24 protein-coding genes, 2 pseudogenes and 1 riboswitch are annotated in these 26111 nt (G+C 62.6%); of the genes and pseudogenes, 12 read left to right on the plus strand and 14 right to left on the minus strand.

Features of this window, described 5'->3' with window-relative positions; translation table 11 throughout:
* Window positions 1–258 precede the first annotated feature (258 nt).
* Window positions 259–1247: pseudogene (locus tag ACX80G_RS09515) on the minus strand (amino acid permease); the annotation flags it as partial.
* 203 nt (window positions 1248–1450) lie between these two features.
* Between ACX80G_RS09515 and ACX80G_RS09520 the strand changes: the two are divergent.
* The 4 genes from ACX80G_RS09520 (at window position 1451) to nhaA (ending at window position 4956) form a co-directional block, all read left to right on the plus strand.
* Window positions 1451–2074 carry a hypothetical protein gene (locus tag ACX80G_RS09520; RefSeq protein WP_459307398.1) on the plus strand — a complete coding sequence of 208 codons (624 nt, stop codon included), beginning with the start codon at window positions 1451–1453 and terminating at the stop codon, window positions 2072–2074.
* On the plus strand, window positions 1989–2981 hold the full coding sequence (locus ACX80G_RS09525) for a DUF4153 domain-containing protein (RefSeq protein WP_459307399.1): 993 nt from the start codon (window positions 1989–1991) through the stop codon (window positions 2979–2981). The genes ACX80G_RS09520 and ACX80G_RS09525 overlap by 86 nt, the downstream gene beginning before the upstream one ends.
* 76 nt (window positions 2982–3057) lie before the next feature.
* The gene (locus tag ACX80G_RS09530) at window positions 3058–3399 is read left to right on the plus strand and encodes a hypothetical protein (protein WP_459307400.1); all 342 of its coding nucleotides are present in this window, start codon (window positions 3058–3060) and stop codon (window positions 3397–3399) included.
* Between the two features lie 132 nt (window positions 3400–3531).
* Window positions 3532–4956 carry a Na+/H+ antiporter NhaA gene (nhaA, locus tag ACX80G_RS09535; RefSeq protein WP_459307401.1) on the plus strand — a complete coding sequence of 475 codons (1425 nt, stop codon included), beginning with the start codon at window positions 3532–3534 and terminating at the stop codon, window positions 4954–4956.
* A gap of 671 nt (window positions 4957–5627) precedes the next feature.
* Here nhaA and ACX80G_RS09540 read toward each other — a convergent pair.
* The gene (locus ACX80G_RS09540; RefSeq protein WP_459307402.1) at window positions 5628–6086 is read right to left on the minus strand and encodes a GNAT family N-acetyltransferase; all 459 of its coding nucleotides are present in this window, start codon (window positions 6084–6086) and stop codon (window positions 5628–5630) included.
* Window positions 6083–6268, minus strand: a complete 186-nt coding sequence (locus ACX80G_RS09545; RefSeq protein WP_459307403.1) for a hypothetical protein — start codon at window positions 6266–6268, stop codon at window positions 6083–6085. The genes ACX80G_RS09540 and ACX80G_RS09545 overlap by 4 nt, the downstream gene beginning before the upstream one ends.
* Before the next feature lie 573 nt (window positions 6269–6841).
* Here ACX80G_RS09545 and ACX80G_RS09550 point away from each other — a divergent pair.
* On the plus strand, window positions 6842–7597 hold the full coding sequence (locus tag ACX80G_RS09550; protein ID WP_459307404.1) for a ZIP family metal transporter: 756 nt from the start codon (window positions 6842–6844) through the stop codon (window positions 7595–7597).
* A 52-nt stretch (window positions 7598–7649) separates the two neighbouring features.
* On the plus strand, window positions 7650–8723 hold the full coding sequence (locus tag ACX80G_RS09555; protein WP_459307405.1) for a DNA polymerase IV: 1074 nt from the start codon (window positions 7650–7652) through the stop codon (window positions 8721–8723).
* A gap of 301 nt (window positions 8724–9024) precedes the next feature.
* Here ACX80G_RS09555 and ACX80G_RS09560 read toward each other — a convergent pair whose 3' ends face one another.
* The gene (locus ACX80G_RS09560; protein ID WP_459307406.1) at window positions 9025–9486 is read right to left on the minus strand and encodes a class I SAM-dependent methyltransferase; all 462 of its coding nucleotides are present in this window, start codon (window positions 9484–9486) and stop codon (window positions 9025–9027) included.
* Window positions 9487–9754: 268 nt separating this feature from the next.
* Here ACX80G_RS09560 and ACX80G_RS09565 point away from each other — a divergent pair.
* Window positions 9755–11021, plus strand: a pseudogene (locus ACX80G_RS09565) (IS110 family RNA-guided transposase).
* Here ACX80G_RS09565 and ACX80G_RS09570 read toward each other — a convergent pair.
* Window positions 10991–11764, minus strand: coding sequence for a 3' terminal RNA ribose 2'-O-methyltransferase Hen1 (locus ACX80G_RS09570; protein ID WP_459307407.1), 774 nt, complete (start codon window positions 11762–11764; stop codon window positions 10991–10993). The pseudogene ACX80G_RS09565 and the gene ACX80G_RS09570 sit on opposite strands and share 31 nt — an antisense overlap.
* A gap of 81 nt (window positions 11765–11845) precedes the next feature.
* Window positions 11846–12583 (minus strand): flavodoxin family protein, encoded by a 738-nt coding sequence (locus ACX80G_RS09575; RefSeq protein ID WP_459307408.1) that lies wholly within the window; start codon window positions 12581–12583, stop codon window positions 11846–11848.
* Window positions 12584–12970: 387 nt separating this feature from the next.
* Between ACX80G_RS09575 and ACX80G_RS09580 the strand changes: the two genes are divergently transcribed.
* From ACX80G_RS09580 to ACX80G_RS09600, 5 genes are all read left to right on the plus strand, one after another.
* Window positions 12971–13459, plus strand: coding sequence for an Lrp/AsnC family transcriptional regulator (locus ACX80G_RS09580; protein WP_459307409.1), 489 nt, complete (start codon window positions 12971–12973; stop codon window positions 13457–13459).
* A 63-nt stretch (window positions 13460–13522) separates the two neighbouring features.
* Window positions 13523–13924, plus strand: a complete 402-nt coding sequence (locus ACX80G_RS09585) for a VOC family protein (protein ID WP_459307410.1) — start codon at window positions 13523–13525, stop codon at window positions 13922–13924.
* 126 nt (window positions 13925–14050) lie between these two features.
* Window positions 14051–14506, plus strand: coding sequence for an alcohol dehydrogenase catalytic domain-containing protein (locus tag ACX80G_RS09590; protein WP_459307411.1), 456 nt, complete (start codon window positions 14051–14053; stop codon window positions 14504–14506).
* Complete coding sequence (locus ACX80G_RS09595; protein ID WP_459307412.1) at window positions 14496–15056, plus strand: zinc-binding dehydrogenase; 561 nt, start codon at window positions 14496–14498, stop codon at window positions 15054–15056. The genes ACX80G_RS09590 and ACX80G_RS09595 overlap by 11 nt, the downstream gene beginning before the upstream one ends.
* Before the next feature lie 3 nt (window positions 15057–15059).
* The gene (locus tag ACX80G_RS09600) at window positions 15060–16385 is read left to right on the plus strand and encodes an MFS transporter (RefSeq protein ID WP_459307413.1); all 1326 of its coding nucleotides are present in this window, start codon (window positions 15060–15062) and stop codon (window positions 16383–16385) included.
* Window positions 16386–16436: 51 nt separating this feature from the next.
* Here the strand turns inward: ACX80G_RS09600 and ACX80G_RS09605 are convergent, their stop codons facing one another.
* The 8 genes from ACX80G_RS09605 to ACX80G_RS09640 form a co-directional block, all read right to left on the minus strand.
* Complete coding sequence (locus ACX80G_RS09605) at window positions 16437–17462, minus strand: isopenicillin N synthase family dioxygenase (RefSeq protein ID WP_459307414.1); 1026 nt, start codon at window positions 17460–17462, stop codon at window positions 16437–16439.
* Window positions 17463–17732: 270 nt separating this feature from the next.
* On the minus strand, window positions 17733–18509 hold the full coding sequence (locus ACX80G_RS09610) for a tetratricopeptide repeat protein (protein WP_459307415.1): 777 nt from the start codon (window positions 18507–18509) through the stop codon (window positions 17733–17735).
* A 403-nt stretch (window positions 18510–18912) separates the two neighbouring features.
* Window positions 18913–19788: a LysM peptidoglycan-binding domain-containing protein gene (locus ACX80G_RS09615; RefSeq protein WP_459307416.1), complete on the minus strand. Its 876-nt coding sequence runs from the start codon at window positions 19786–19788 to the stop codon at window positions 18913–18915.
* Between the two features lie 3 nt (window positions 19789–19791).
* A riboswitch (cyclic di-AMP (ydaO/yuaA leader) is annotated at window positions 19792–20004 on the minus strand.
* Window positions 20005–20146: 142 nt separating this feature from the next.
* Window positions 20147–20878 carry a F510_1955 family glycosylhydrolase gene (locus tag ACX80G_RS09620; RefSeq protein ID WP_459307441.1) on the minus strand — a complete coding sequence of 244 codons (732 nt, stop codon included), beginning with the start codon at window positions 20876–20878 and terminating at the stop codon, window positions 20147–20149.
* A gap of 278 nt (window positions 20879–21156) precedes the next feature.
* On the minus strand, window positions 21157–21795 hold the full coding sequence (locus ACX80G_RS09625; RefSeq protein WP_459307417.1) for a DUF305 domain-containing protein: 639 nt from the start codon (window positions 21793–21795) through the stop codon (window positions 21157–21159).
* Between the two features lie 123 nt (window positions 21796–21918).
* Window positions 21919–22443, minus strand: a complete 525-nt coding sequence (locus ACX80G_RS09630) for a hypothetical protein (RefSeq protein WP_459307418.1) — start codon at window positions 22441–22443, stop codon at window positions 21919–21921.
* Between the two features lie 86 nt (window positions 22444–22529).
* Entirely contained in the window at window positions 22530–24686 is a 2157-nt protein-coding gene (locus tag ACX80G_RS09635) for a heavy metal translocating P-type ATPase (protein ID WP_459307419.1), read from the minus strand.
* A 51-nt stretch (window positions 24687–24737) separates the two neighbouring features.
* The gene (locus ACX80G_RS09640; RefSeq protein WP_459307420.1) at window positions 24738–25031 is read right to left on the minus strand and encodes a heavy-metal-associated domain-containing protein; all 294 of its coding nucleotides are present in this window, start codon (window positions 25029–25031) and stop codon (window positions 24738–24740) included.
* Window positions 25032–26111 lie beyond the last annotated feature (1080 nt).

Raw genomic sequence — 26111 nt, forward strand, 5'->3', positions numbered from 1 at the left:
CGCCATGGTGCTCCGCAGGTTCGACGACTCCACGGCGAACTGCTCAAACTGAACGTCAACTGCTGTCGCTTTGGCGGATCCGGTGTTGGTCAGCACCCAGATGTTGTCCTTCCCCGGTTGCTTCGCGAATCGTCATCGCCTCTTTGCCCACGCCAGGAGGCTAGTTCCTGAAAAGGCCCTCCGGGTGCCGTGCATTCGTTGTCCAAAAACCGCCGTGTAGTCCAGTGGATGTGCCCGCCCTGCTGAAAGCCGGCCTGGTCAGGGCTCGTTGACGTTGGTCATGCGGTTGATGAGCCAGGTGATGAACCACAGCACGACGCCGATCAGCATCAGTCCGGCAGCGATCTGGTACTGCACCGGATCCCGGTCCACCCAGGGGCAGCGAGGAAGGCACACAGGACCGCCGCAACAAGAGGCAACGGACCCGGGGAGGTGAAAAACACCTTCCGCGACCGGTCCCGTTTGCCGCGAAGCACCACGCAGGCCACATTCACGACGGTGAAAACGCAGAGCAGCAGGAACGCTGTCGTCCCCGAAAGGTTGGCAACAATGTTGCTCTCCGGATCGCTGGTGACGTACCAGATCAGCCCCAGGGCGAGGACGGTCGAGAAGGCAATGCCAGCCCAGGGGGTCCGCTGCCCGGGGAGCACTGCACCCAGCGGCCGTGGGAGGACCGGCTGCCGGGCCAGACCATAGATCAGTCGGCTCGCCATCAGCATGTTAATCAGCGCGGTGTTGGCCACGGCGAAGACCGCGAGGAATGGGAAGATCCGGTCGATCGGGAAGTCCGGGGACCCCTTCTGCACCACCTCAAGAAGAGCAGCGCCCTCGGCCTCCCGGATTCCTTCGATTTCAGTGGGGGAAAGCACGCTCACCACGGTGATGGCCACCAACATGTAAAGGATCACCGCGATTCCCAGACCGGTGAGCATCGCGCGGGGAAAGATTCGTTCAGGGTTCCTGGTCTCTTCGACCATGTTGACGGAGTCCTCGAATCCGACCATCGCGAAGAAGGCTATCGAGGTGACGGCGAGGAACAGGTCCTTGTCCTGGAAGTCGGTGAAGACCACCACCTGCTCGAAGTTCCCGGTGCCCTGCGTCATGACGTAGAAGCCGACGCCGATCACCATGCAGAGGGCGATCATTTCCACCAGTGTGAGCACCACGTTGAACTTCACGCTTTCGCCCACGCCGCGAAGATTGATCGCCGCCAGCAAGACCATGAACCCCATGGCGACTGCGGTCACCTGGGCCTGGCCATCGCCAGCTGGATTGCCCAATTGCATGGCGGGTCTATCACCGCGCTGCCACCCGCTCCGGGGTCCGCTGGCGCTCGGATCCTCGTAGTGCTCCCCCGGGCATCCCGGGCAGCAACCCCACCACCCGTCTCCGCGACGGCTCCCCCCGCGCCGGCGCCCGCCGCCACCCCACCCACCCCGAGGAGACCGCCGTGACCGCCGCTGGCTACCCCTACCCTGCCCAAGGATCTTCACCAGTTGATGTGCCGGACCATCCCTCGGTGATGTCCGGCACCGAACGATTTTGGCCCGAGCGCGGACTGCGGACGGGTCCCCGGCCCGTGTTCCTGGCGCTCGCGGTCGGCGCACTGGCTGCTGTCGTCCTGCCGGACCGCAACCTCGGGCTGGGCACCCTGCTGATCCTGCTGGTCTCCGGCGCCCTGATGCTAACCCTGTCGGTGCGTCATCGTCGCCCGTGGACCGTCGCCGCCACGGTGCTGTGCCTGGGACTGGGTTCACTGGTAGTCCTGCGCGACGCCGAATGGCTGGCCAGACTGGCGGTCCTCGCCGCGGGGGTACTCGTCACCACCTCCCTCACCGACGCTAAACGCGTCCTGCCCATCTGTGCCGGTGGACTCGCGTGGGTGCTTAGCGGCATCCACGGCCTCCCCTTGCTGGGTCGCACGATGTCGGCTGCCACCAAATCACCGGTCGCTGTGGCCGGTGCTGCGGACCACCGCCATCTCACTCGTGGCGCTCGTTGTCTTCGGCGGGCTGTTCGCTTCCGGAGACGCGGTGTTCGGTTCCTGGGTGTCCACTGTCCTTCCCGACGTTGAGCTGGCCGATAGTCTGGTGCTGCGCGCCTTCGTCTGGTTCGTCGTCGGCGGCGTAGTACTTGCGGGCTGTTATCTGGCCATCAATCCACCCCTGGTTGAGAAGGCCGCCGTCGGGGCGGGCCGCCCGGTCAGCCGGGCGTGGGAATGGCTGTTCCCGGCGGGCGTTGTGGTCGCAGTGTTTGCGGTCTTCGTGACCGCGCAGGCGTCGGCGATGTGGGGCGGACACGAGTTTGTGCGGGACACCACCGGGCTCAGCTACGCGGACTACGTCCATCAGGAATTCGCCCAGCTGACCGTTGCGACGGCGCTGACCCTCGCCACCATCGCGCTGGCTGTTCGCAAAGCGCCTCGAGCCACCGCCCAGGACCGTCTGCTGCTGCGCATCGCGCTCGGCGCCCTGGCGGTACTTACCCTGGTGGTCGGGGTCTCGGCGCTCTTCAGGATGTCCATCTACCAGCAGGCCTACGGTTTCACTGTGCTGCGTGTCCTGGTGGACGCGTTCGAAGTGTGGCTCGGCCTGTTGGTGGTCTTCGTGATGGGGGCCGGGGTGCGGATGTCCGGGTGGTGGCTGCCCAGGGCTGCGCTGATGTCCGGTGCAGTCCTCCTGCTGGTCATTGGCGTGGCGAACCCTGAGGCCTGGGTGGCCCAGCAGAACATCAACCGCTTCGAGACGAGCGGCAAACTGGACGTTGCCTACCTGGCCAGTCTCGAAGCCGACGCCGCACCCGCGATCGTGGCGGGCCTGCCCGTCGAGGTGACCCCGTGCGTGATCGCCTTGCAGCCAGCCCCCGCGACCACCGACGATTGGCTGGGCTGGAATCTGGGCCGTGCGCTCGCCGTCGACTCGGTGGCTGGCCTGGATGAGGACTCCCGCCCCACCGTCTGCCCTGGTCAGCTCGGCCAATGACCCCTGCGGTCCGTGCCCACGGCGCGCTCCTGCGCGACGAGTACCCAGTGTTCTGTCTCGACCAGGACACCGAAACGTGACCGAGTCGACACGTGTCCCGCCCGTGCTCCCGCCAGCCCAGAGCGCACTATGGGGCATGGACAAAATCACCCGGATCGTCAGGCGCACGCTGCAGTGGCTGCGAGCCAATCGGGACTGGCTGCCGGCCGTCCTGGTTCTGGCCGCTGTTGCGGCGTTCTGGTCGGTTGGTCTGGTAGGTGGATTGGCGATGCTGCGCGAAGCCCGATCGCCGATGGCCACCCTCATTGGTCTGTACTTCATGCTCGCGTTCGTCGCCATCTCCATCGCCGTCGCCGTCCTTGCGGCCTCGGATCTGACCCGCCGGATTGCCGTCCGTAGGAACAACCAGCGACGCTAACCGGCGGGCACGGTGATCCGCGTGAACCGCCGGAGAGCGGTTTCCCGGTCTGACTGGTAAACTGGACTGAAGGTGAGCCGGGAAGTCTGGTCGGCAGTTTCTATTGTCGAACCCAATTCAGGAGCCTCACTCATGGCAGACCCAACCTCCAAGCCCAAACCCGTCTCAGGGCTGATCGGCCGCGGTACCTACTCCGAGTCGCTGAGAATTGGCGAAATCCTCCGGAAGGAAACCGTCGGCGGCATCTTGTTGGTTATCACCGCCACCGCCGCGATCATCTGGGCCAACTCCCCAGCTTCCGATAGCTACTTCGCATTTCGAGACTTCACGTTCGGGTACGAACCTTGGCATCTTGAGCTGAGCCTAGGAGCCTGGGCTGCTGACGGCCTGCTGGCCGTGTTTTTCTTCCTCGTCGGACTCGAACTCAAACGTGAATTCGTTGCCGGTGATCTGCGCAGTCCCGCCAAAGCGATAGTTCCGGTTGCCGCCGCGGTCGGCGGCGTAGCCGTTCCCGCCCTGGTCTACGTGGGCATCAACATATTCAGCCCTGAGACGCTGCGTGGCTGGGCAATTCCCACTGCCACCGATATCGCTTTCGCCGTCGCCGTCCTCGCGATCGTCGGCTCACACCTGCCCAGCGCACTCCGGATATTTTTATTAACGCTCGCCGTCGTCGATGACCTGATTGCCATCTCCATCATCGCCCTCTTCTACTCCGATGACATCCAGGCCGCGCCCCTACTCCTGGCCCTCATCCCGCTCGCACTGTATACGGTGCTGGCACAGAAGTATCGCGAATTTTTTCACTTGAAGCCAGCTGCCGCCTGGCTCATCCTGCTGCCCATCGGCTTTGTCGTGTGGGCCCTTGTGCATGCAGGCGGTATTCACGCCACAGTCGCAGGAGTTCTGCTCGGATTCGCAGTGCCCGTCCTGCACCGGAAGTCCAGCGCTGGGCCAGATGCCGGGCCCGGTCTGGCCGAGCTCTTCGAACACCGGATCCGTCCTCTGTCGGCAGGATTCGCGGTACCCGTGTTCGCTTTCTTCTCCGCCGGCGTCACTGTGGGCGGCTGGAGCGGGTTCATCTCGGCGGTGACCGATCCGGTCGCGCTCGGCGTCATGGTGGGCCTGGTCCTGGGCAAGCCGATCGGCATTGTGGGGACCACCTGGCTCCTCACCAAACTCACGAAGGTGAACCTTGACCCGGCCCTGCGCTGGGTGGACCTGCTGGGCATGGCGTTGCTGGCCGGTATCGGTTTCACCGTCTCGCTGCTGATCGCCGATCTAAGTTTCACCCCCGACAGCCCCACCAATGATCACGCCAAGGTCGGAATCCTGTCGGCTTCCATCCTGGCCGCCCTGATCGCGTCCGTAATCCTGCGGGCCCGCAACAAGCACTACCGCACCATCGAGGCGGCGGAGAGGGTCGACGACGACGGCGACGGGATTCCCGATGTCTACCAAAAACCGAGCAACCCGGCGGCCGGGTCAGCTACGGCGCCGGGACTTGACGACTCCCGGAGGGGCGTCGATCGCCGTGAGCCCCCGTCCAGTCCATAGCCTGGCCGGTAGTGAAAGCAGGCTGGCGGTCGCAGACTGAGACGGGCTGGGCGCACCCCGTCAGCCCTATCGAGCTACAAAAAGCGGCGGTTGCTGCTTTTCAAACCCTATTCCTTCTCGACCATCGCCCCAGGTCTGGATCGTTGGTCGAACGTTTTCACATTGCGCCGACTGGGACAGCGTCCACTCGCCGGCCGACCGACTCACGGCCAGTGAACGGGATGGAAGTCCAGAGCATACGGCGGCATGTCTGGAGCTCGGTCATGTTGATCTTCCGAGGCAGTTGGCGGTTCATCCTGGGGCGACGCCCGCTCGTTGGCGTCCCCGGGCGTAGCTGAAGCGAGACTGTTGTCCATGTTTCCCCCATGGCTAGACTCGGCGGAGGGTACCGCCGCAGTACAGAAATCATGCCATTCCCCTCCGACATTTTCGGTTAGCCCGCGCTGCGGCGACCGAAACGAGAGCGCCAGCGGGGCGTTCGCCGTGGGCAAGAACCTCGAAAAGTCAGCGTCGGGCGGGATCCGCCAACGCAGCAAAGGTTCTTCCTATAACGAACAGCTAACGGTGGACGGTCAATCGCATCTCTTATCCCGCAGGCTTGGTCCGGTGAGCGCAGGAAGCCGCCTCCGGCGCCACGACGGCGGGCGCTTCAGGCCGTGTGATGTCGACAATCAGAGTGGCACGGACCGCAGGGCTACACGCCGCCAAGTAGAGTTCCTGGCCCCCAACATACCGTCACATCGCCGGGTCGGTCGGGTCCCCAGGGTTGCAAAGCGTCTTCGCCGCTCTGGTCGCGTAGCCGCGGGCCCACGACCGTGGATGAAATGCCAGCCAATCTCTACCTCATCTGATGGGCCGTCCGTACCTGACAGCCGAATGCTCTGCAACATCACAGTCCCGGGAAGCTCAGCCGAGGAAGCATCTCCGACTACCCAATAGCCCGTCACCGGGTCCTTGACGGCACTGAGCCGGTGAATCAACGTCTCAGCGCTGGCGCGGCTCCGCACCACCTTCGGAATCCGACCAAGGAACCGCTGCACGTCCTCGTTCGAGTACAAGTCATATGCGAAGTCCACATCCTGCGCCCGCCATGGCCGAAGTAGAACTCCTTCTCCCCCAAGTAGACTCACGCCTCCACGCTAGAGCAGAATTCTCTCCTCGGGCTCCAAACAGTTAACGGAACCTGCTCCTCGCTGCTCCTCGCACCGTCCTCGTCAGCAGGATCGGTGTCGGTATCGAGGTCACTCCACACCAGATCCAGTGGATCATTGGCGCGGGCGAGTCGGGCGCTGGAAAAGATCGCATCGGGCATTCGGCCATCCTATTTCTGAGCAGCGTCCTATTTCCGGCTATGGCACTGCCAACTTGTCGCTCAACCGTCTTGGCACTAATCTCTGACGAGCGTATGTTGCCGTCCATGGCCAAGGATTCCGTCGAGACAAATCCAGAGAATTACCGCGTTGCATTCGAGAATGAGCGGGTCCGTGTCCTTGAATACACGGACTCTCCCGGGAGCACTACCACCGAGCACAGGCACCCCGATAGTGTGATGATCACGGCGAGTGACTTCCGGCGCCGTATCTCCGCCAGAGGGAGGTCAATCGACATTGACCTCCCGCCGGAGCCGTCCGTTGGTTGCCTGCACAAGACCATACCGGATCGAATATTGGGCACACACCGACACCCATTCATTTTTGTCGAGTTGAAAGAGCCTGCGCCGCCTAGCGGTCTGCGGATCCGCTCGGACCCACCACCGCCTAAGAAAAATTCTCCCCCGGCACATTCCCCCCCGTCACGGATGACGCGTCCCGCTGCCTACGCCGGTAGCCAATGCGCATAATGTGGACGCTATGCTCGTCGCTGTCGTCTGGAGAAGGAAAAAATAATGCCACTGTGGTTCATGGCCCTGATCTGGGGCACCGCGGCAGGCGCGGCCTTGGTGTTGGGTTGCGCCGTTGCCTGGAAATGGACCATCCCGGCGAAAGTCACCTCGTCGATCATGGCCTTCGGTGCCGGGGTGCTGATCTCGGCCCTGGCGTTTGACCTCATGGACGAAGCCGTCAGGCTCGGCGGGTTGCTTCCCACCCTCACGGGATTCCTGGCTGGCGCCCTGGCATATGTGGGGGCGAACGCCCTCCTCGCGCGGGCGGGCGCCAAACATCGCAAACGCTCTGGCGGTCACCAGCCTTCCGAGAGTGACCAGACCGGGAGCGGGACTGCCATCGCCATCGGAGCGCTCCTCGATGGGGTTCCCGAATCGGTGGTCCTCGGGGTTGGAGTTGCCACCCTGGGCGCCGTCAATCCCGCCATGCTCGCCGCAGTGTTCATTTCAAACTTCCCCGAAGGGCTTTCCAGCGCTGCCGGCATGAAAAAGGCTGGCCGGAGCGCAACATACGTCTTCGGTGTCTGGGGAGGGATTGCAGCACTTTCCGGTATCTCGGCCCTGGTTGGCTTTGCAGCACTGCAGAATGCTCCAGATGAACTGGTGGCGGGAATCACCGCCGTAGCCGCCGGAGCCATTATTGCGATGATCGCGGACACCATGATTCCCGAAGCCTTCGAGGAACATCACATCCTTACTGGCCTCATCACCGCCGTCGGGTTTCTCACGGCATTCACGATCAGCAACCTCGGAGGGTAGGCCCAGCCGGGAAACTGATGCTTTCGAGCGAGGTTCAGGACACACTGGTGAGATGAGCCGAATCCCCTGGGTCCTGCACGTCGATCTCGACCAGTTCATCGCGGCGGTCGAAGTGCTCCGTCGGCCAGAGCTGGCAGGCAAGCCAATCATCGTGGGCGGGCGTGGCGACCCCACGGAACGAGCTGTGGTGTCGACCGCTTCCTACGAAGCCCGGGCTTTCGGCGTCGGATCCGGAATGCCGTTGCGCGTTGCGGCCCGGAAAGTACCTGATGCGGTGATCCTGCCCGTTGATCATGAAGCATATCTTGTGGCGTCTGGAACCGTGATGGCAACCCTGCGCGCCCAGCCCGGCGCCACCGTGCAGGTGCTCGGGTGGGATGAAGCCTTTGTCGGCGTCAAGATCGATAACCCTGAGACCTACGCCCGACAGATCCAATCCGCGGTTCTCGAGCAAACACTGCTGCATTGCAGCGTCGGTATCGGTGACACACTCGTCCGAGCCAAGGTTGCCACCGGTTTCGGAAAGCCGGCCGGTGTCTTCCGTCTCACGGCCGGGAACTGGCTCGATGTCATGGGCGGGCGGCCCACCAAAGACTTATGGGGCGTGGGATCCAAAGTAGCGGGCCGGCTGGCCAAGCTCGGCATCACCACCGTCGCCGAGCTCGCCGTATGTGACCCGACAACCCTGGTCCCGGAGTTCGGCCCCAAGATGGGTCCCTGGTACGCGGAGCTCGGACGCGGCGACGGGGACGACGTCGTTGACGACACCCCCTGGGTCGCCCGGGGTCATAGCCGGGAGACAACTTTCCAGCAGGACCTGACACAACAGACCCAGGTGGACGACGCCATCAGGGAGCTGACAGCGCGTGTCCTTACGGATGTCGAATCCGAGGGACGGCCGGTCGTCGGACTGACCCTCAAGGTCCGGTACGCGCCCTTTTTCACGAAAACCCACGCGAAGAAGATTCCCAAAACATCCGACCGCACTGCAATTCTTGCCCGTGCCCTGGACCTCGCGGGCGCGATCGAGGCAGGCCGTCCCATCCGGCTCCTCGGCCTGCGAGCCGACATGGCAATGCCCGACGACGCCCGACAGGGACATACGCCGACGCGCGGCGGGTGGTGACAGAGGCAGCTGATACGTCAGCCGAACCTACTCGGCGATGAGCGACATCGATGGAATGGGGAGGTCTGTCATCGGTCTGTCGCCTTTCGAAAGAGCGCGAGCTGGGTGGCCGAGCCAAGAGTGGGGTGGACATCGCCAACTGTGCGGTACTCGACCGTGTAACTATTCCTGGCTGCAACCCCCTCAGCCCACGTTGTGAGCTCAGCCCGCGTCCACTCGAATCGGTGGTCGGCGTGCCGGAACATGCCAGCGGGGAGTTCATCGAACAGCATATTGTACTCGCTGTTCGGCGTAGTCACAATCACTGAGTGGGGGCGGCCGCGCCGAACACTGAGGACTCCAGCGCGGGCAGGCGTTCTGGGTCGAGGTGCTCGATGACCTCCATCAGGACCAGTGCGTCCAGGCCAGCGATGCGATCATCTTGGTAGGTCACCGAGGACTGGATCAAGCGCACCCTGGCTCGTTGGCGATCGCTCGCCTCCCGGAGGTTGAGTGTCCGTTTGGCCCGGGCGAGTGCGGTCACAGAAACATCAGCGCCAACGAGCGCCGTAAAACCGGGGTCCGCAACCAACCGTTTGAGCAGTGCTCCCTCCCCGCACCCGACGTCCCCCACCAGCCGGGCGCCGACGTCGTGAAGCGCATCAATCACTGCGTCAGCACGTCTGAACGACAGCGGAGCCGAACGCGCCTGGTGTGTAGCAGCCGTCACATCAGTGACCGGGATGTCATCGAGAGCGCTGAGCCTGGACTGCGCGGTCAGCAACCCCCCCCCCCCCCGTTACCTTTTTCGTAGCCTGTTCCTGTTGCAGGATATGGGTGTGCTGGCCTGCTGGCCCCGGCATGATTGCCGCCCCCGTTACCTTTTTCGTAGCCTGTTCCTGTTGCAGGATATGGGTGTGCTGGCCTGCTGGCCCCGGCATGATTGCCGCCCCCAGTCATCCATGATCCGGGGGGTGTTGTCACCGGGGTTGGTAGGTGCCGGAGAGACCGCTGATAGAGGCAGGACAGATTCAAGGTCGTGCGTAACGTGGATGCCGGGCTCTGACACCATGGGGCAGTCCAGCACTGGAATATTAGGTGCTGGACTAGGAGGAAAAGGTGATTGGAAACCACGAAAGCATTGATGTTTTCATCGGGCTGGACGTCGGCAAAGGAGAACATCACGCTGTCGCTCTAGACCGGTCAGGGAAGAAGCTCTTCGATAAGGCCTTACCCAATGACGAGGTCCGGCTGCGCGAAATCCTCCACACGCTGAAACGACACGGCAGGCTCCTGTTAGTGGTTGATCAGCCGGCCACGATCGGGGCACTCCCCGTCGCGGTGGCCCAAGCCGCTGACGTCACTGTCGGCTACCTACCCGGGTTGGCGATGCGCCGGATCGCTGACCTGCACCCGGGCGAAGCGAAAACCGATGCCCGCGACGCGTTCATCATCGCCGAAGCGGCCCGGACCATGCCCCACACGCTGCGATCAATCCAGGTCGCCGACGAACAGCTCGCCGAACTGACGATGCTTTGCGGCTTCGACGACGACCTCGCCAAACAAGCCACCGCCACGTCAAACCGGATCCGAGGCTTGCTGACCCAGATCCATCCGGCCCTGGAACGAGTCCTCGGCCCACGCCTAGACCACCCCGCCGTGCTGGACCTGCTTCGCATCTGGCCCACCCCCGAAGCGTTACGCCACGCCGGTCGACGCCGGATCGGAAACCGGCTGACGAAGCAGGCACCCCGCATGGGTGAACGCCTCGCCACGGACATCATCGCCGCCCTGGATCAGCAAACAGTCACCGTCGTGGGAACGAACGCAGCAACCATCGTGTTACCCCAGCTGGCCAGGATGCTCGCCGACATCAGAGAATCCCGGGACACGGTCTTCACCCAGGTCGAAACCCTCGTGGAGGCCCACCCTCTTCACCCAGTCCTGACATCGCTCCCGGCCGTCGGCGTCAGGACCGCAGCACGAATCCTCACCGAAATCGTCGGGAAAGACTTCGCCACCGCCGGACATCTGGCTTCCTACGCCGGACTGGCCCCCGTGACCTGGCGGTCGGGAACATCCATCCGCGGAGACCACCCCTCGCGGAAAGGAAACAAGATCCTCAAAAGAGCCCTGTTTCTCTCCGCGTTCGCGGCACTCAAAGACCCACCATCCAGGGCCTACTACGACCGGAAACGGGCCGAGGGGAAACGCCATAACCAAGCCCTCATCGCACTCGCCCGCCGCCGCTGCGACACCCTCTACGCCATGCTCAGAGACGGAACCCCCTACGAACCCCGACCGGCCACAGCCGCTTGACGAAAACCATAGAGGCACCCCCCCGCCTCGTCAACCATCGAGCGTTGATGCGCCAGATAACGGTTCGTGATGAGCTCCCGTAGCGGGTGGTTGGGCAGCCATCCGTCGCCGGCCCGGAGCAGCTTCCCTATCTCGTCCTCAGACACCCAATAGTGCTTGGCATCATCGAGAACGGGGAGTAGCACATAAAGATGGCGGAGAGCTTCGCTCAGTCGAACATCGCCGCGCAGGACGAGGTCGACGTAGGGTGAGGCACCCCACTGGGGGAACGCGGGATCGAGCGGTACCACCGTTTCCTCCACCTGCCAGCCGAGGGGCCCGAACAGCTGCGCGACGAGGCCTTCAGTGTCGCGACCACGCGCGGGCAGCGCGGCGACCGTAATTTCCAAGGGCATTCTCGATAGGGCAAGCTCCGGGAACGACTCGCTCATGCCGTTCATCGCGGTGCGGAACACCTGTCCGAGGGCGACGGCAACCATCGACGACGAAGCGTAGGGTCGATCGTTCACGTACCGCTCGGGCGTGGCAGAGTCGCGTCCGCGGAAACGCTTGTTGCGAACCAGTCCGATTGGATCGACCTCGAGGAGCATCGCTACTGTGCGACGCTCGTCAGACGCCTCCGGGTAGAACACGTGCGCCCTGCCAACGCTGAGCGCAAACTCCTGCGCGCGGTCAGGGTGCTTGTGAAGCAGGTGGCTCAGATTGATTGCGCTGGGAGCGGTCGAAGTGACGGTGACAAGCACACGGCTCCTTCAATCTGGACGGACAGTAGCCGAAGTCTATGTGATGCCCGCCAATGACGAATCCTGGGCGCATCCCGGGCCCTACCGATATTCCGGATTGACTTCCAATCCAAACCTGTCACCCTTCTTCCACGCGTCGGGAAGGTTACCCTGCGCCGGAATACCTCCTGCTGCCTTCAACATGCGCGCCATATGAAGCAGATTCCAGGTCATGAAAGCGGTGTTGCGGTTGGTGAAGTCATTTTCGGGGCCACCCGATCCGTCGTCGAGATAGCTTGGACCCGGCCCAACTTCTCCGATCCAGCCGGCGTCTGCGGCCGGTGGAATGGTCACACCAATGTGCTGAAGACTGTAGAGAATGTTCATTGCACAGTGCTTGACTCCGTCCTCATTTCCAGTCACCAGGGCGCCCCCGACCTTTCCGTAGTAGACGTACTGACCGCGCGAGTTGGTCACGCCCGACATCGCGTAGAGGCGTTCAATGATTTGTTTCATCACTGAACTGTTGTCTCCGAGCCAGATGGGTCCCGCGAGGACCAGGATGTCGGCCTGCATAATTTGATCGAAAATGGTGGGCCACGCGTCCTCCTCCCAGCCGTGCTCCCGCATGTCTGGGTACACACCCGTCGCTACAGGGTGATCAACCGGTCGCACAATGTCGACGTGGACGCCGTTCTTTCGCATCAGATCCGCGCTGACGCGGATCAGGCCAGAAGTGTGGCTCAGCTCGGGGCTGCGTTTCAAGGTGCAATTGAGAAATATTGCCCTCAGTCCGGCGAACTTATCGTCACCGCTGATGGACTCCACGCTGTTTGGCATTTCGAAGGGCTCCTGTCGGGCTGACGAAAGTTTTCCTCAGCCTAGTGGACGAGGAGGACCGCGTCGAAAAGTCTGCAGCCGGGCGCGGATCCGGGGGATGAGGCGCTACACCATGGGGTTGAATCGATGGAGTCCGCAGCAGGGGTGGCGCGGCGGACTGGATGCGCTCTTTGTGAGAGGGCGTTTCCTGCAACCTTGAGGGGTGTACTCGCCGGTTGCTCCCGAAGCCTGGGAAGGTGATATCTTCCCGACTGTTCTGTGTTCTATTGAGCAACATGGCCACCCCTTTGTGCAATGCCCAATGCGTTAGGTAGTCAATCTGACTAGGCTAGGATCCCCGAGGCCCACAACCGTGGTCATCCTGACCGCACTCAAGGAGGAGAACCCATGGTCAGCAACAAAGACCCGCGCCCCATCCGGGACGCGATCGATCGAGCTGTTTTGGAGGCGCTCGACATTGATTCCAGAATGACCGTGCTTGCTATCGCGCACCGCACAGGGCTGGCTCGCGGCACAGTCCAGGCGCGCCTGGAGCGGTACGAGCGTGAGGGTGCCTTGAGAAATCACAGCGTCCGTATCGCCCCCGAGGCCCTTGGTCTGTTTATCTCGGCACATGTGGCAGCGGAACTCGACCAGCACAGGATCGATATAGCCGTGGAGGGCCTCCGTGCTATCCCGGAAATTGTCGAGTGTCTCGCCCCCGCAGGAGAGACGGACCTCCTTTGTCGCGTCGTCGCTCGGGATCCAGACGACCTGTACCGGGTATCGGAGGAGATCCGCCTCTGCCCGGGCATCCTGCGAACCAGAACCAGCATGTTCCTTCGTCAGCCCATCCCCTACCGGATGGGTCCACTGCTCGCTACCCTGAACAGCTAGACCTCAGATCGGGCGGCACGGCGCGGCTGCCCCTCTCCACCATTGGTGTCCTAGGATGTCTTCATGGCCGGCCCCCAGATCTACCTCAGTTTCCCCGGTACCGCCCGTGAGGCCCTTACCTTTTACGCGGGTGTTTTCGGAGGCGAGCTGTCCTTGCATACCCTTGAGGATTTCGGTCGGCACGACGGCCCGCCCGGTGCGATAGCTCATGGAATACTGAACGGTGGCGTCGTCCTCGCTGGATCAGACGCGGGAAAGGGCGAAAAGAGTGTCCGGTTCGAAGGGCTCATGCTCTCCTTGCTGGGTACGGCTCAGCCGGCAGCTCTGCACGAGTGGTTCGACAAACTCGCCGACGGCGGCCGGGTGATTGATCCGCTGACCCCGAAACCGTGGGGCGCCTCCGATGGTCAGGTCATCGACCGGTATGGCCTCCACTGGCTCATCGGCTACGAACCTGAGCCGTGATCAACCTGCGACTATTCGATCAATTGGCGAATTCAACCTGAACATCATCCAGAGACACCCGGGTAGGGCTACCTAGGTGACTCGTTGGCGACTGCGCTCTATGTGACGCAAGATGGGTGCATAGTGATGTCCTCTTCCCCCTCCCCACCGCGCCGTGTCGTGCCGCGCCGTGCCATGATGGCGGTTGTCACTACCGGTGTTGGTGGCTACGATCGGCTGGTCGTCGCGCAGGTTCCAGTTCCTGTGCCAGGCGAAGGTGAAGTCCTGGTTCAGGTCTTGGCGGCTGGCATGAACAACACCGAAATCAATACCCGGCTCGGCTGGTACTCGTCCTCAATCGTGACAGGTACCAACGACGCGGCCGAAAACGTGTCGGGGCAGACATCGACGCGGCCGGACGGGGGCTGGAATGCCGTCACCCCGTTCCCCCTGATCCAGGGCGCCGACTGCTGCGGCCGAATCGTAGCGGTCGGCCGAGGGGGCGACGAGTCTGTCCTCGGGGCTCGGGGCTCGGGTCCTGGTTCGCGCCTGCATGCGCACGCAGGGTCGCTCCTCGAAGGAGACAATCTGGTTGGGATCTGACCGAGACGGAGCGTTCGCACAATTCGTCACTGTCCCGGCGCACGAGGGCGCCTCGGGCGGTGTCGGATCGGCCGTGGTGCAACTTGCCAAGAGACGCGGAGCCTACGTGATCGGCATCGCGAGCGACGCGAAACAGGCCCGGGTCCGGGTCCTTGGCGCCGACCAAGTCGTCGGGCGGGACCATCCGCTCGGCGTGTTGGGCGCGGAAAGTGTCGACGTCGTGATCGACAACGTTGCGGGCCCCGGCTTTCCAGCGATGCTCAGCCTCCTTCGGAGGGGAGGGACGTACGTGTCGTCGGGCGCCATCGGCGGGCCCGTCGTCGAGCTGGATATGCGCACCTTCTATCTTAAGGACCTCACCCTCATCGGGTGCACGGCCTGGGACGACGCGGTGTTCCCTGATGTGATCTCCTACATTGAGCGCGGCGAGATTCGGCCTCTTCTCGCGAAGGTCTTCCCGCTCGACCAGCTCGCGGACGCCCAACGGGAGTTCCTCGAAAAGGCGCACGTGGGCAACTTCGTGCTGATTCCGCCCGCTCCCCTGTCCTGATCCATGAAACTCCGCCACAACCCAGCTTTTGTCCGATTCTGGGCCGCATCGACGGTGTCAGATTTCGGGGCGTACATCACCACGGTGGCTCTCTCCGTCCTCGTCCTCGTGTCCCTGAATGGCTCAGCCTTCGACCTAGGATTGGTCAATGCTGCCCGCTGGGCACCCTACCTCCTCTTTGGATTGCTCGCCGGAATCTGGGTGGATCGGTTCCGGCGTCGCGCAGTCCTCATCACCGGTGACTTCGGGCGCGGCCTGGTCCTGGCAACCTTGTGTGTCCTCGGAGTCCTGGGTTTCCTGAATGTCCCCGTGGTGATGATCCTGATGTTCGCTTTTGGAACATTGGCGCTAATGAGCGACGCCGCCCATCAATCCTTCCTGCCACAACTCGTTCCGCGACCGCAGCTCACACGGGCCAATGCCCGTCTCCAGCAAAGCGACACCGTAGCTCAGACCATGGGTAGTGCGGTAGCCGGTGGTCTCGTCGCCGTGATGACGGCACCCCTCGCTTTGCTGGTGGGCGCGGTAACCCACTTTCTTTCCGGCGTCGTCCTGCTTTCCCTCAAACATGCGGCTACCACCATGCCACCCGTGCGCACGGACGGTTCCCTGCGGCGCAAGATGGGCGAGGGTTTGCGGTGGATCTACCGCCACCCACGACTGAGACCGTTGGCGTGGTCCAGCCACGCCTGGTTTATCGGTTCCGCCATGATGGGCGCGGTTCTTCCGGCACTGGTCCTGAACGATCTGAGGCTCGGTGCGCTTGGACTAGGTCTGGTGCTTAGCGGCGCCGGAATCGGCTCCGTGGTGGGGACTCTTATCTCGATCCGCACCGGAGAGCGGTGGGGTACCGGCAAAACGATAATTGCCGCGCGGCTGGTTCAGCCGGTAGCGCTCGCTTTGATTGCCCTTGCCCCCGTGGTCGCTGCCGTGATGGCTAACGGCGCGTTGGATGATCGAGTGTACGGCTCGCCTACCGAGTGGCCTGCGGCCCTCTGGGCGGCATTTGCCATCGCCGCTGGAGGACAATTCCTTTTCTGGCTGTCCATGGGCATCGAGGGCCCTTTGGAAATGGGGTACTGGCAGGCAGTGACGCCGGACGGGCTCATGGCACGAATGAGCGCTACCCGACGCTCGATCAACCGAGGGATGATCGTCCTTGGTGCTCCCCTCGGTGGTGCAATTGCCACTTACACAAACGCCTCCAGCGCCCTTTGGGTCGCCGCCGGAATCATGGTGCTTTCGGCCCTTGTGCTGCTCTTCTCAAGGTTCAGAGACGCCAACGTGGAAGACGATCAGCTAACCGAGGAAGAGGCACTCATCCGTTGAACGCCGTCGCTCGCTCCGGACCGTTGCACTGGGGAACGCGAACGGACAGGCCTACTGCTGCTCGTTGCGCGAAATGAGGTCTGCATGGTGAAGTGCGGCAACGTTGGGGTGGGCCCGCAACCGGTAGCGGAGGGCGTTGTCCCCGTAGGTCTCAAGGATTGGGTTATTGGTCGGGTCGACCGATAGTCCCTGGGCTTCAGCGTGAAACTCCGCGCTCATTTGCAGCGCGGGCATGGTGGCGTCAAGCGCTGGATTATAGAAGAAGGGCAGAGAGATCCTGTCGGTGCGGGTGCCCGGTGAAATAACACGGTGCAGTGTTGCCTTGAGGTAGCCGTTGGTGGCCAGCTCGAGCATCTCCCCGATGTTCACAACGAATGTTCCCGGAACGTCAGGGACGTCGATCCACTTCCCCTGGTAGTCCACCTGAAGGCCACCCTTCCCCGGTTCCACCAGCAGCAGCGTCAGCACGCCGCCGTCGCGATGGGACCCCACGCCTTGTTTGGGCTCGCTGCCGGATTCCCCCGGGTAGCGCACAATTTTGAGCATCGGGAACGCCCTGGAACCAAAGGCTTCATCGAAGCTATCCTCGGGGGCGCCAAGGGACACGGCAAGGGCCCGCAAAAGGTCGAGAGAGATGGTACTCAGGTGCTGTGTCCATTCAGCGACAACCTCTCGCATCCCGGGCAGTTCCGCAGGCCACAAATTGGGCCCTTCCAACCGCCAGTAGTCAGCAACACCTGCACCCGGCTTCACGGCATCGCGCTCGACGCCGATATCGATTTGCTCACGCCAGTCGACCGCCCGATCGGTCAGTTCACCGCCCATTCGGGTGTAGCCCCGGAACTGGGGACTGTGGACGTTTTCGAGCTGCAGTTTTTCTTCCTCCGGGAGTTCGAAGAAGCGGCGGGAAGTGGTAAGCATGGCGTCAACCAGGTCCTGCGGGATTCCGTGGCCAGCCAAGTAGAGGAATCCGACGTCATGCATTGCGTTGCGCAGGTCGTCCCGGAATTGCGACGCGTCCTCCTGGCCTGCGCTCAGCCGCGAGTAGTCCAGGACGGGCAATGATTCGAGTGACAAGTTCTTATAGTCCTTTGGTGCGAATTTTGGAAACCGAAGTCCGTATCCGCTCCAACGTTACGCCGCGAACCGATGGGCCGAACGTTCGCGTTGCGAAATATGTCATTGCTGGTGGGGTCACTGCGGATCGCGGCGGTCTGATTCGGGTTCATAGTCGGCCTCGAGCAATGTCGCTGACAGGTTCCACCCGTTGGGTATCCGTCCGCCGATCTCCCCAGCTTGAGGGTCAGGCCAAAGCTTGTACCCATGAACCCCCTACATGGGCGGAGCCTACTTTCTGGGGTGCTTTCGTCGTAATCGTTCCAGCGCTCGACGGGCCAGTCGGTCACCGTTGTGCGCAGCGGTCTTCAGGAGCGCTCTCCCTTCCTGCCGGTATCCGGAGTGCCATAGCGCCAGTCCGAGGTTGTGGGCTGCATTCGGTTCCCCTGCACCGACGGCCTGGCGGAGCACCGCAATTTCCTCGGAGGTGCGGCCCATCTCACCGTATAGATTCGCCAGGGGAATGAGGACGTCGACGCTGCCCCTAGCTGCATGGTGTTGCAGGAGGGCGACTGCTGCGTGCCCGCTGAGTTCGCCGTCGAGCACTAGTTCAACCGCGGCTTCGGCATTGTTGTCTTTGGCTTCGATTAGAACCTTCAGGGCACTTCGCTGGTTCCCTTGGGCCCGATAGGCGCGGGCCAGGCGTACCGGAACCGTCGGATGGTCGCCGGCTCGCTGGAACCAAAGAATTGCATTCTCGGCGTCGTCTAGTTCCAGGTAGATCTGGCCCAGCGTCGGCGCAGCGTGGGGATCGTTTGCTTCGTAGGCTTTTTTGAGCGGCGCGATGGCCGGCCCGAGTTTGCCTTCGTCCCAAAGGAACGTGCCGTAATTTAGCAGGGCGTCAGTCACGCCGGCGTCGATGGCGAGCAGGTACAGCACCTCGACCGCTTCTGCCTTCGAGATCTTTTGCAGGTCGTTTGCTGCGTTGAATAGCCCATCAGGGTCAGTGAACCGGGCATGTTTAATCGACGCCCGGAAACTGCACTGGCGGTCGTCTTCCTGTCGCATTCCTTCCACCGGTTCACTCTCGCATATCTACGGAGCCTTCGATCGAAAAATGTCGTGACAACTCGGGCCTGGCGACGCAGACCGGAATGATCCGAGTTTGACTTAGGTGAGAAAAAGCCATGCACAGCCGAGATGTTGGTGTGGCAGCTAGACCGCTATTCGTGCCAGCCCAGAGCAATAGGCGATGATGAGGCTTGGAACGTGACTGTCCTGTCCGACTCACCGGTAACTATCAGCCAGCCATGGGCAAGCGAGGACGACCCGGTCCCGGTTCTGGGCAAGCACGGTCCTGCATGCGGGCTCCTGGTTGCTGGAGGAACGCAAAAGTGGCAGGCGTCCTCCGTTCAGGACACCCGCCACTTCCCATCAAGTTTTACGGCAATGTTCCGTAGAGGCTTCGGAGCTAGCCGTTGACTCGCACGAAGTATGAGCCGGCGAGGTCGGACAGCGGGTGCTCGATGGTGAGGTTCGAGCCGTTCATGCCGCTGCTGATGACGTTGCCGTTCCCGACGTAGATACCGATGTGACCGGGACGGACAACGAGGTCACCGGGCGCTGGAGTTGAGACCCGGGTTCCGTACTGATCGAACTGCAGGGGTCCGAGGTCGCCGACGTTCAAGCCGATGGAGCGCAGTGCACGCTCGACGAGAATCGTGCAGTCCTGGATGGAACCGAGCTGCCCGTAAGCCGAAGCGACCAGCGCTCCGCCGACGCCGCTGGCGGAAACCGAAGAGCTTTCAGGTGCGATTGGGGTAATGGAACCGGAAGCCAGGCTCATCATTGCTGGTGCGGCCGGTGCCGGAGCCAATGGCGCTGGAGCAACCGGTGCTGGCGTGAATGCCTGGGCGGCGGCCGCAGCAGGAACGGCGTCTGGAACGACGGCGGCAGCGCTTCCGCCGCCAGTGAGCTGGATCTGCTGCCCTGGGAAGATGACCGAGGCGTACGACAGCCCGTTCTGCGCCAGGAGATTCTCAAGGTTGATCCCGTGCCGTGCTGCGATCGCCCCTAGTGTGTCGCCGGCGACGACCGTATAAGCATCCGCGCCAGCTGCTGGTGCCGAAACGGTTGCTGCCTGCGCGGTAGTTGCGGCGTCCTGAGTATAGGTTCCGGCGTGGGCGGTGGCTCCGACGGAGAAGACGAGGCTGCCGGTCGCGGCTGCGATGATGGCTGGCTTGCCCAGTGCGACGGCGTTGGTCTTCGCGGCCTGAGTCAGGCCCTCGAGGGCGATGGAGTGGGTGGTGATGGCGCGGTGGCGTGCCGGAATGGATGTACGTGACATGGTGTTTTGCCTCTCCCATGCCTGCGGGGTGAGCTGTCGGGTTCGGATGGGAGTCACCCGGCCGTCCGCCACCCGTGTGCTGTCCCGCATTCGCGTACGATGCAGGTTCTGCACTGGACAGTCGGATCGACTTAACCCCGAGGGTCACCGCGTGCGGTGGCCCGGTGGAAACGTGGTTCCCCCGTCCCTGCCATCTGGATTGTGCGAACGGCTCCCGGAGCAGCGGCAGGGCTCGGCATTCTGCGCGGGAATGTGATCTCGGCGGGGTGCCGGGATCACTCGTAAGAGAATACCCCACGCTAGTATTTAAGTCACATTAGGGTAACGGCCTGTGGGCATTGGCGAACCCTAGACCAGATTATTGCTGGTGGTTTGATCTGATGTCCCCGAAGGTCTGACCGTTGTCATTGGAGACCTGGACACCGTCTTCGGTCGCGACCCAGATTCGCAACGTGGAGTCGTCAAGTACGTGGGTTGCGATCGCGGACGCCTCGCCGCGAACTGCCCCCTGTGGGACCCAGGTCAGACCAGCGTCACTACTGGTGTGGATCTGGCCTTCGACTGTGACTCCGGCAGCCTCTCCTCCGGAGAGTGCGGTGAGCATCAGCAAGGGTGCGCTCGGAACGGCGGCCCAGGTTTCGCCGTCGTCGGTCGAGCGTTGCAGGCCTTCCTCGGTGGTTGCCAACACAACGCTGTCCCGGGACGTCGCGGCGAGGTTGAAGGCGGGTATCTGTTCATCCGCGGCTTCCCAGGAGGTACCGTCGGCGCTGATCCGGAGCTGCCCATCGAATCCGACTATTCCACCGTCGGTGGCGGCAAGGGCGTGGAAGTCAGACTCGCCCTGCCTGGATAGCGGCTGCCAGGTCTGGCCCTGGTCTGTCGATCGGATCAGGCCCACCGGGTTCGGTAGGTCGGTTCCCGGGCCGGGATGACCCGATGCGTACAACTCGCCGTTCCCTGCTGGGGTGAAACCCATCAGGTCGATGGTCGGCCCGATCTGGATTGCTGGCGACTCTGAGACGTCAAACAGTCCGTCGTGGGTGGCCAACAGAACCCGGTTCGTGTCCGGGTCCACGCTCATCCCATGGATGTGACCGGCGGGATAACCCTGCGCGTCGGCGTCGGCGGAGTCAACGTCGACGGACTCAGAGGAATCACTACTGTTCGAGCTCGGTGAGACTTACGTAGAGCAAGCAGTGAGCACCAAAAGGCCAACGGTGAGAACGGCCATTTTGGCACCTCGTTGCAGGCGTGGGACGGGGGGTTGGGGGCGAGGCACAGTGGCAATCCTTTGTTGTGACAGAAAAAGTGGGGAGAGGGTGGGAAGGGCCAGATGCCTGGCCCTTCCCTTCGCGAACTAATCTTCGGTTAGAGTTCCGCGAGCAGTTCTTCCATTTCCTGAATTTCGGCTTGCTGGGTTTCCACGATCATCTCAGCGAGGGCGATCGCTTCAGGGTTCTCGCCGTTGTCGATTTCTTCCTGCGCCATGTCCACCGCCCCGTTGTGGTGTGCGGTCATGGATTCCAGGAACATCTGGGCCGCTTCGCCGCCTTCGGCCGCTTCAAGGTCAGCCATCTGATCCTCGTCCATCATTCCGTCCATGCCACCCGTAGACCCCATGTCGTGGCCCTCCATGCCTCCTTCGGGCATGGAGGGGCGATCCCAGGCTTCGAGCCAGCTCGTCATGGTTTCGATCTCGGGGTCTTGCGCAGCCTTGATCCTGGTGGCGAGGTCGATGACACTGGGGCTGATGTTGTCCTTGGTCAGCATCATGTCGCTCATTTCCACCGCCTGCTGGTGGTGGGGAATCATCAGCTGGGCGAACATCGCATCCGCGTCGTTGTGCTCGGCCGATACCTCAGCGCCTGATTCGGTTGAGGGTGCTGATTGCTCAGTGGAGGTCGTTGGCTCGGCCGCCGGGCTGGCCGGGTCGTTGTTGCTTCCGCAGCCCGCCAGGGTGATGACGGCCGCGACGCTCAATGCTGAGAGGGAGAGGTAACGCTTCATGGTGATCTGATCCTTCTGAATTCATCTGATGAATAGTCTGTAGTAGTACCCTTGGTGGGCAGGATGCTGCCTTGGTGAGAGAGCCATTGCGCTAGGCATACCCAAAAGGCAGGCGCCGGTGTCTTACGTCCGGCTGATACAGAGTTGAATCAGTGAAGGAGCAGGGATTGATAGGGTCCGCAACCGGATGAGCGGCGGCCCACGGAGCAGCACCGACCCGGGCACGAGCCGGCCGGAACGTAACAGGAACGCCAGCACTGCGACGACGATGACCGCCAGGAGGCACATCCCCAGCACACCGCCGTCGTTCCCGCACGACCCTCCGCAGCCCTCGCCCATTTCGCCGGTGCCAGCAGGTCCATCCGGGTAAGCGGCGTGAGCGTTGTTCGCCGGGACCCGGTTCTCACCGCTGACCGACGTCGGGAATCCGGCATTCGATGTCGTGGAACTGGCCGGGAGCGCAGCACCATGTGCTGAGGCGCCCTGCGCTGAAGCACCAAGGGTTGGAGCGCCGTGCGTTGACGCGCCGTGACCGCCCATCCACACGTGCATTGCGAGGATTCCGACGATGATGGCGACAAAACCCAGAAAGGTCACGGCTGTTCTCGACAGTGCGAACACTGTCCTCAGCCCAAATGTGCCTGTCACCGCCGTTTCCTTCCAATTCCGTTGATTGTTTCCAGCCTAGTGAATGACTTGCCTCTTCCTCCAATCAGGACGAAGAGGCAAGTCATTCACACAGCCGGGTCGGTGGTGAAGCGTTCGGGGCTCAGGTCGATCCTGCGCAGCAGTTGCGCGTTCAAGGCGACGACGATGGTCGAGACACTCATCAATACTGCTCCCGCCGCGGGCGAGAGCACGAAACCGGCGAAGGCCAACACGCCGGCGGCCAACGGGACGGCAAGCAGGTTGTATCCCGTGGCCCACACCAGGTTCTGGATCATCTTGCGGTAACTGGCCCTGGACAAGTCGATCATTGCCAACACCGATCGTGGATCATTGCCCGCCAGAACGACGCCGGCCGATTCCATTGCGACGTCGGTACCGGCCCCAATCGCGATCCCCACTTCGGCTCGCGCCAACGCGGGGGCGTCATTCACGCCGTCGCCGACCATCGCTACCTTCAAGCCACGGGACTGTAGTTCGGCGACCTTGGAATCCTTGTCCTGGGGCAGTACATCGGCGAAGACTTCGTCAATGCCGAGTTCCATCCCGACGGCGTCCGCGACCTGGCGTGCGTCACCGGTGATCATGGCGACCTTGACACCCCGGGCCTGCAGCGCTTTGACAGCGGCACGGGACTCATCCCTCACTCTGTCCTCAAGCCGAACGGCACCGATGACGGCGTCGTCGCGGACCACATGCAGCACAGATGCGCCGCGGCCGACCCATTCCTGGACGGCAGCAATCATGTCTGAAGGCGTTTCCAGCTGCAGTTCCTTGAGCATATTCGGCCCACCAACGGTGATCTCGGACCCGTTGACCGACGCCCGGACACCGCGCCCTGTCATCGAGGAAAAGCCGCTGCCACGATAACCGAACGCCGTCGATTTGTGGTTGTGTTCGGCCGCCTGGACGATCGCCCGTGCCACCGGATGCTCGCTGTCGGACTCGGCCGCAGCGGCCAAAGCCAACATTTCACCGTCAGTCATTCCTCCAGAGGTGACGGTGGCGGTGACGGCGTGTCGACCTTCGGTGAGAGTTCCGGTCTTGTCGAACAACACCATGTCGATGGTACGCATGCGCTCGAGCGCCATCCTGTCTTTGATCAGCACACCAGCCTTTGCCGCGCGCTCCGTCGAAATGGCGATCACGAGTGGGATGGCGAGCCCAAGGGCGTGCGGGCAGGCGATGACAAGGACGGTGACGGTGCGAATGACCGCATCATCGGGGCTGCCCAGCAGGATCCATGCGATGAAGGTGATGATGCCGGAGATGAGGGCGAAGTAAAATAGCAGTGCTGCCGCCCGGTCGGCGAGGGCCTGGGCTTTCGACGACGAGGCCTGCGCCTCGGCGACCAGGCGCTGAATTCCGGCAAGAGTGGTGTCGGCCCCGACGGCGGTCACCCGCACCCGCACCGCGTTATCGGTTGCTACCGTTCCCGCTACCACGGCGTCTCCGACGGTGCGTTGGACGGTGCGGGATTCGCCGGTGATCATCGCCTCATCGAACTCTGCTACCCCGTCGACGATCTCTCCATCTGCTGGCACCCGGGCGCCCGACCGGACCAGGACGACGTCGTCAATGGCCAGGGAGCTCACGGCGACGGTTTCGGTTCCCGCATCGGTGACTTTGTCTGCCTCATCCGGCAGGAGCGCGGCCAACGCGTCGAGCGCACCGGCTGCGGAGCCGAGGGCGCGCATTTCCATCCAATGCCCCAGCAGCATGATGACAACCAGCAGCGCCAGTTCCCACCAGAAGTCCAGGTTGAAATTCCCGATCCCCAGGGTGGTCACCCAGGACGCGATAAACGCGACGCTAATGGCCATCGCGATCAGCAACATCATCCCGGGTTGCCGGGACTTCAGTTCAGCCACCCCACCTTTGAGGAATGGTGCACCCCCATAAACGAAGATAATGGTGCCCAGGATCGGTGGAATCCACATCGCACCAGGGAAATCCGGTGGCGTGTAGCCGACGATCATGGCGAACATGTGACTGAACAGCACCACTGGGGCGGCCAGGAGCAGGCTCAACCAAAATCTATTCTTGAACATTGCGGTGGAGTGCCCCGCATGCTCGCCGTGAGAGTGCACCTCGTGGTCCGCATCCCCCGGTTGGGTTTGGTGACCATGGTCTTCGCGGCGATCGGCATCCAGCACAGGGGCGGGCTTTCGCGTCGGCGTCTCGTGGCCGTGCGCACCGTCATTTGTGTGGGTCTGGTCTTTCATGGTGTTTTCTCCTTCAGTCAAACGGGATCGAGTCCCGGGCCTGAGAAAAAATCAGGCGTTAGAGAGGCGATACCCGGCCTGTTCGACCGCGGCGCGTACGAATGCGGCGGGAACCGGCTCATTACTGAGGACGGTGACCGTGGAGGTTCCGCCTGAAACGAGGTCGATCTCGACGTCGGTGACCCCTTCAATTACCTCGACAGCGGAGGTAACCCGGGACGCGCACGAACCGCAGGTCAAGCCAGCGACGTCGTAGCTAGCGCTGATGCTGTGCGCTGCGGGAACCGATGTGGGTTCGCTGTCCTGCGGGGCGCAGCAGGCGCACCCGGATGATGTATCAGTCAAGGTCAGATCGGAAATAGTGCCGCACATGATGGTCTCCAAAACGAGAGGGATGGTCATTCGAAAATCAGCGGGTGCAGCCATCCGCGTGTCACTCACGTTGCCTGCAGCCGCATCAAGGGACCTTCAAGGAGTAAGCGGCCCATTCATGGGCTCGGACTTCCCGCTCCGGTACTCATAAGGTATACCCCCTAGGGGTATATGTCAAGGAGGCCGTCTTGGAGGAAGCCGTCTTCGAGGAGGCGGCTGAAGCTTTCATCCTCGGTGGTCACCGGGTGGGGACGGGAGAAACCAGAGGGCCGACTCTTAGCCAGTAGCGGGCGGTTTAGACCCACCGCGACTTGCTAGCACTGCCACCCGACTGCGATATTCCGTTTCGTCGATCTCACCGCGAGCGAACCGCTCGGCCAATAGATCTTCTGCCATCCGCAAAGAACTGGGCTGACCGCTTCGCGGTCCAAGATTGCCAGTAGAACGCCACAGCAGAATAAGGCCGGTAATGAAAGCACCCCAGAACAGCAGGAAACTCACTCCCATCAGGACGTATCCCCACTCCCCCATGTTCCCGTTCCAGTACATCATTGACATTTCCCTCCGACATCGATCCCACAGCGAAATCTGATCCTTCTCCAGCTCCCATCATCGTTGGGTGTCAGGTTGAGTAACAGTGCCTTTGGTCCCGTCCGTCGTCATCACCAAAGCCCCGCCCGCATTGGCGCCCTCAACCCGTTTTCCTTCGCCCAGGACAGCGCTGTTGGTGGTGTTTCGGGGCTCACCGAAGCCTTCAGCGACGCTGGTTGTCGGTGACCGTCACGTGATGACGATGGACCTCCCGCGTGACCTCCCGATCGACCTCCCGATCGACCTCCCGGGTGCGGCGGGAGAGCTTCGCTTCATCCCCGACGCGGTGCGGTCGCTTACGCAGGTCTTGGTCCCCACCGTACGAGGGGAGAACTTTTACGGAAGTCTTCTGTCCTCATCGACCCGGAGGATCTGTAGTCGGGCGGCGGCGAGTGAGTTGGCTATCTCGGAAAGCGGATGCGCCCGTTGGTACGTTCGCGCATGGGTCACCTTCCCGCCTTC

The organism is Arthrobacter glycogeni (genome assembly GCF_054510815.1).

What these genes read in the sequence shown, in the direction of transcription:
- nhaA (WP_459307401.1), top strand. Translation starts at nt 3,532, where the DNA reads ATGGCAGACCCAACCTCCAAGCCCAAACCCGTCTCAGGGCTGATCGGC.
- ACX80G_RS09545 (WP_459307403.1), bottom strand. Translation starts at nt 6,268, where the DNA reads ATGCCCGATGCGATCTTTTCCAGCGCCCGACTCGCCCGCGCCAATGAT.
- ACX80G_RS09550 (WP_459307404.1), top strand. Translation starts at nt 6,842, where the DNA reads ATGCCACTGTGGTTCATGGCCCTGATCTGGGGCACCGCGGCAGGCGCG.
- ACX80G_RS09555 (WP_459307405.1), top strand. Translation starts at nt 7,650, where the DNA reads ATGAGCCGAATCCCCTGGGTCCTGCACGTCGATCTCGACCAGTTCATC.
- ACX80G_RS09575 (WP_459307408.1), bottom strand. Translation starts at nt 12,583, where the DNA reads ATGCCAAACAGCGTGGAGTCCATCAGCGGTGACGATAAGTTCGCCGGA.
- ACX80G_RS09580 (WP_459307409.1), top strand. Translation starts at nt 12,971, where the DNA reads ATGGTCAGCAACAAAGACCCGCGCCCCATCCGGGACGCGATCGATCGA.
- ACX80G_RS09585 (WP_459307410.1), top strand. Translation starts at nt 13,523, where the DNA reads ATGGCCGGCCCCCAGATCTACCTCAGTTTCCCCGGTACCGCCCGTGAG.
- ACX80G_RS09590 (WP_459307411.1), top strand. Translation starts at nt 14,051, where the DNA reads ATGTCCTCTTCCCCCTCCCCACCGCGCCGTGTCGTGCCGCGCCGTGCC.
- ACX80G_RS09600 (WP_459307413.1), top strand. Translation starts at nt 15,060, where the DNA reads ATGAAACTCCGCCACAACCCAGCTTTTGTCCGATTCTGGGCCGCATCG.
- ACX80G_RS09610 (WP_459307415.1), bottom strand. Translation starts at nt 18,509, where the DNA reads ATGCGACAGGAAGACGACCGCCAGTGCAGTTTCCGGGCGTCGATTAAA.
- ACX80G_RS09615 (WP_459307416.1), bottom strand. Translation starts at nt 19,788, where the DNA reads ATGTCACGTACATCCATTCCGGCACGCCACCGCGCCATCACCACCCAC.
- ACX80G_RS09625 (WP_459307417.1), bottom strand. Translation starts at nt 21,795, where the DNA reads ATGAAGCGTTACCTCTCCCTCTCAGCATTGAGCGTCGCGGCCGTCATC.
- ACX80G_RS09635 (WP_459307419.1), bottom strand. Translation starts at nt 24,686, where the DNA reads ATGAAAGACCAGACCCACACAAATGACGGTGCGCACGGCCACGAGACG.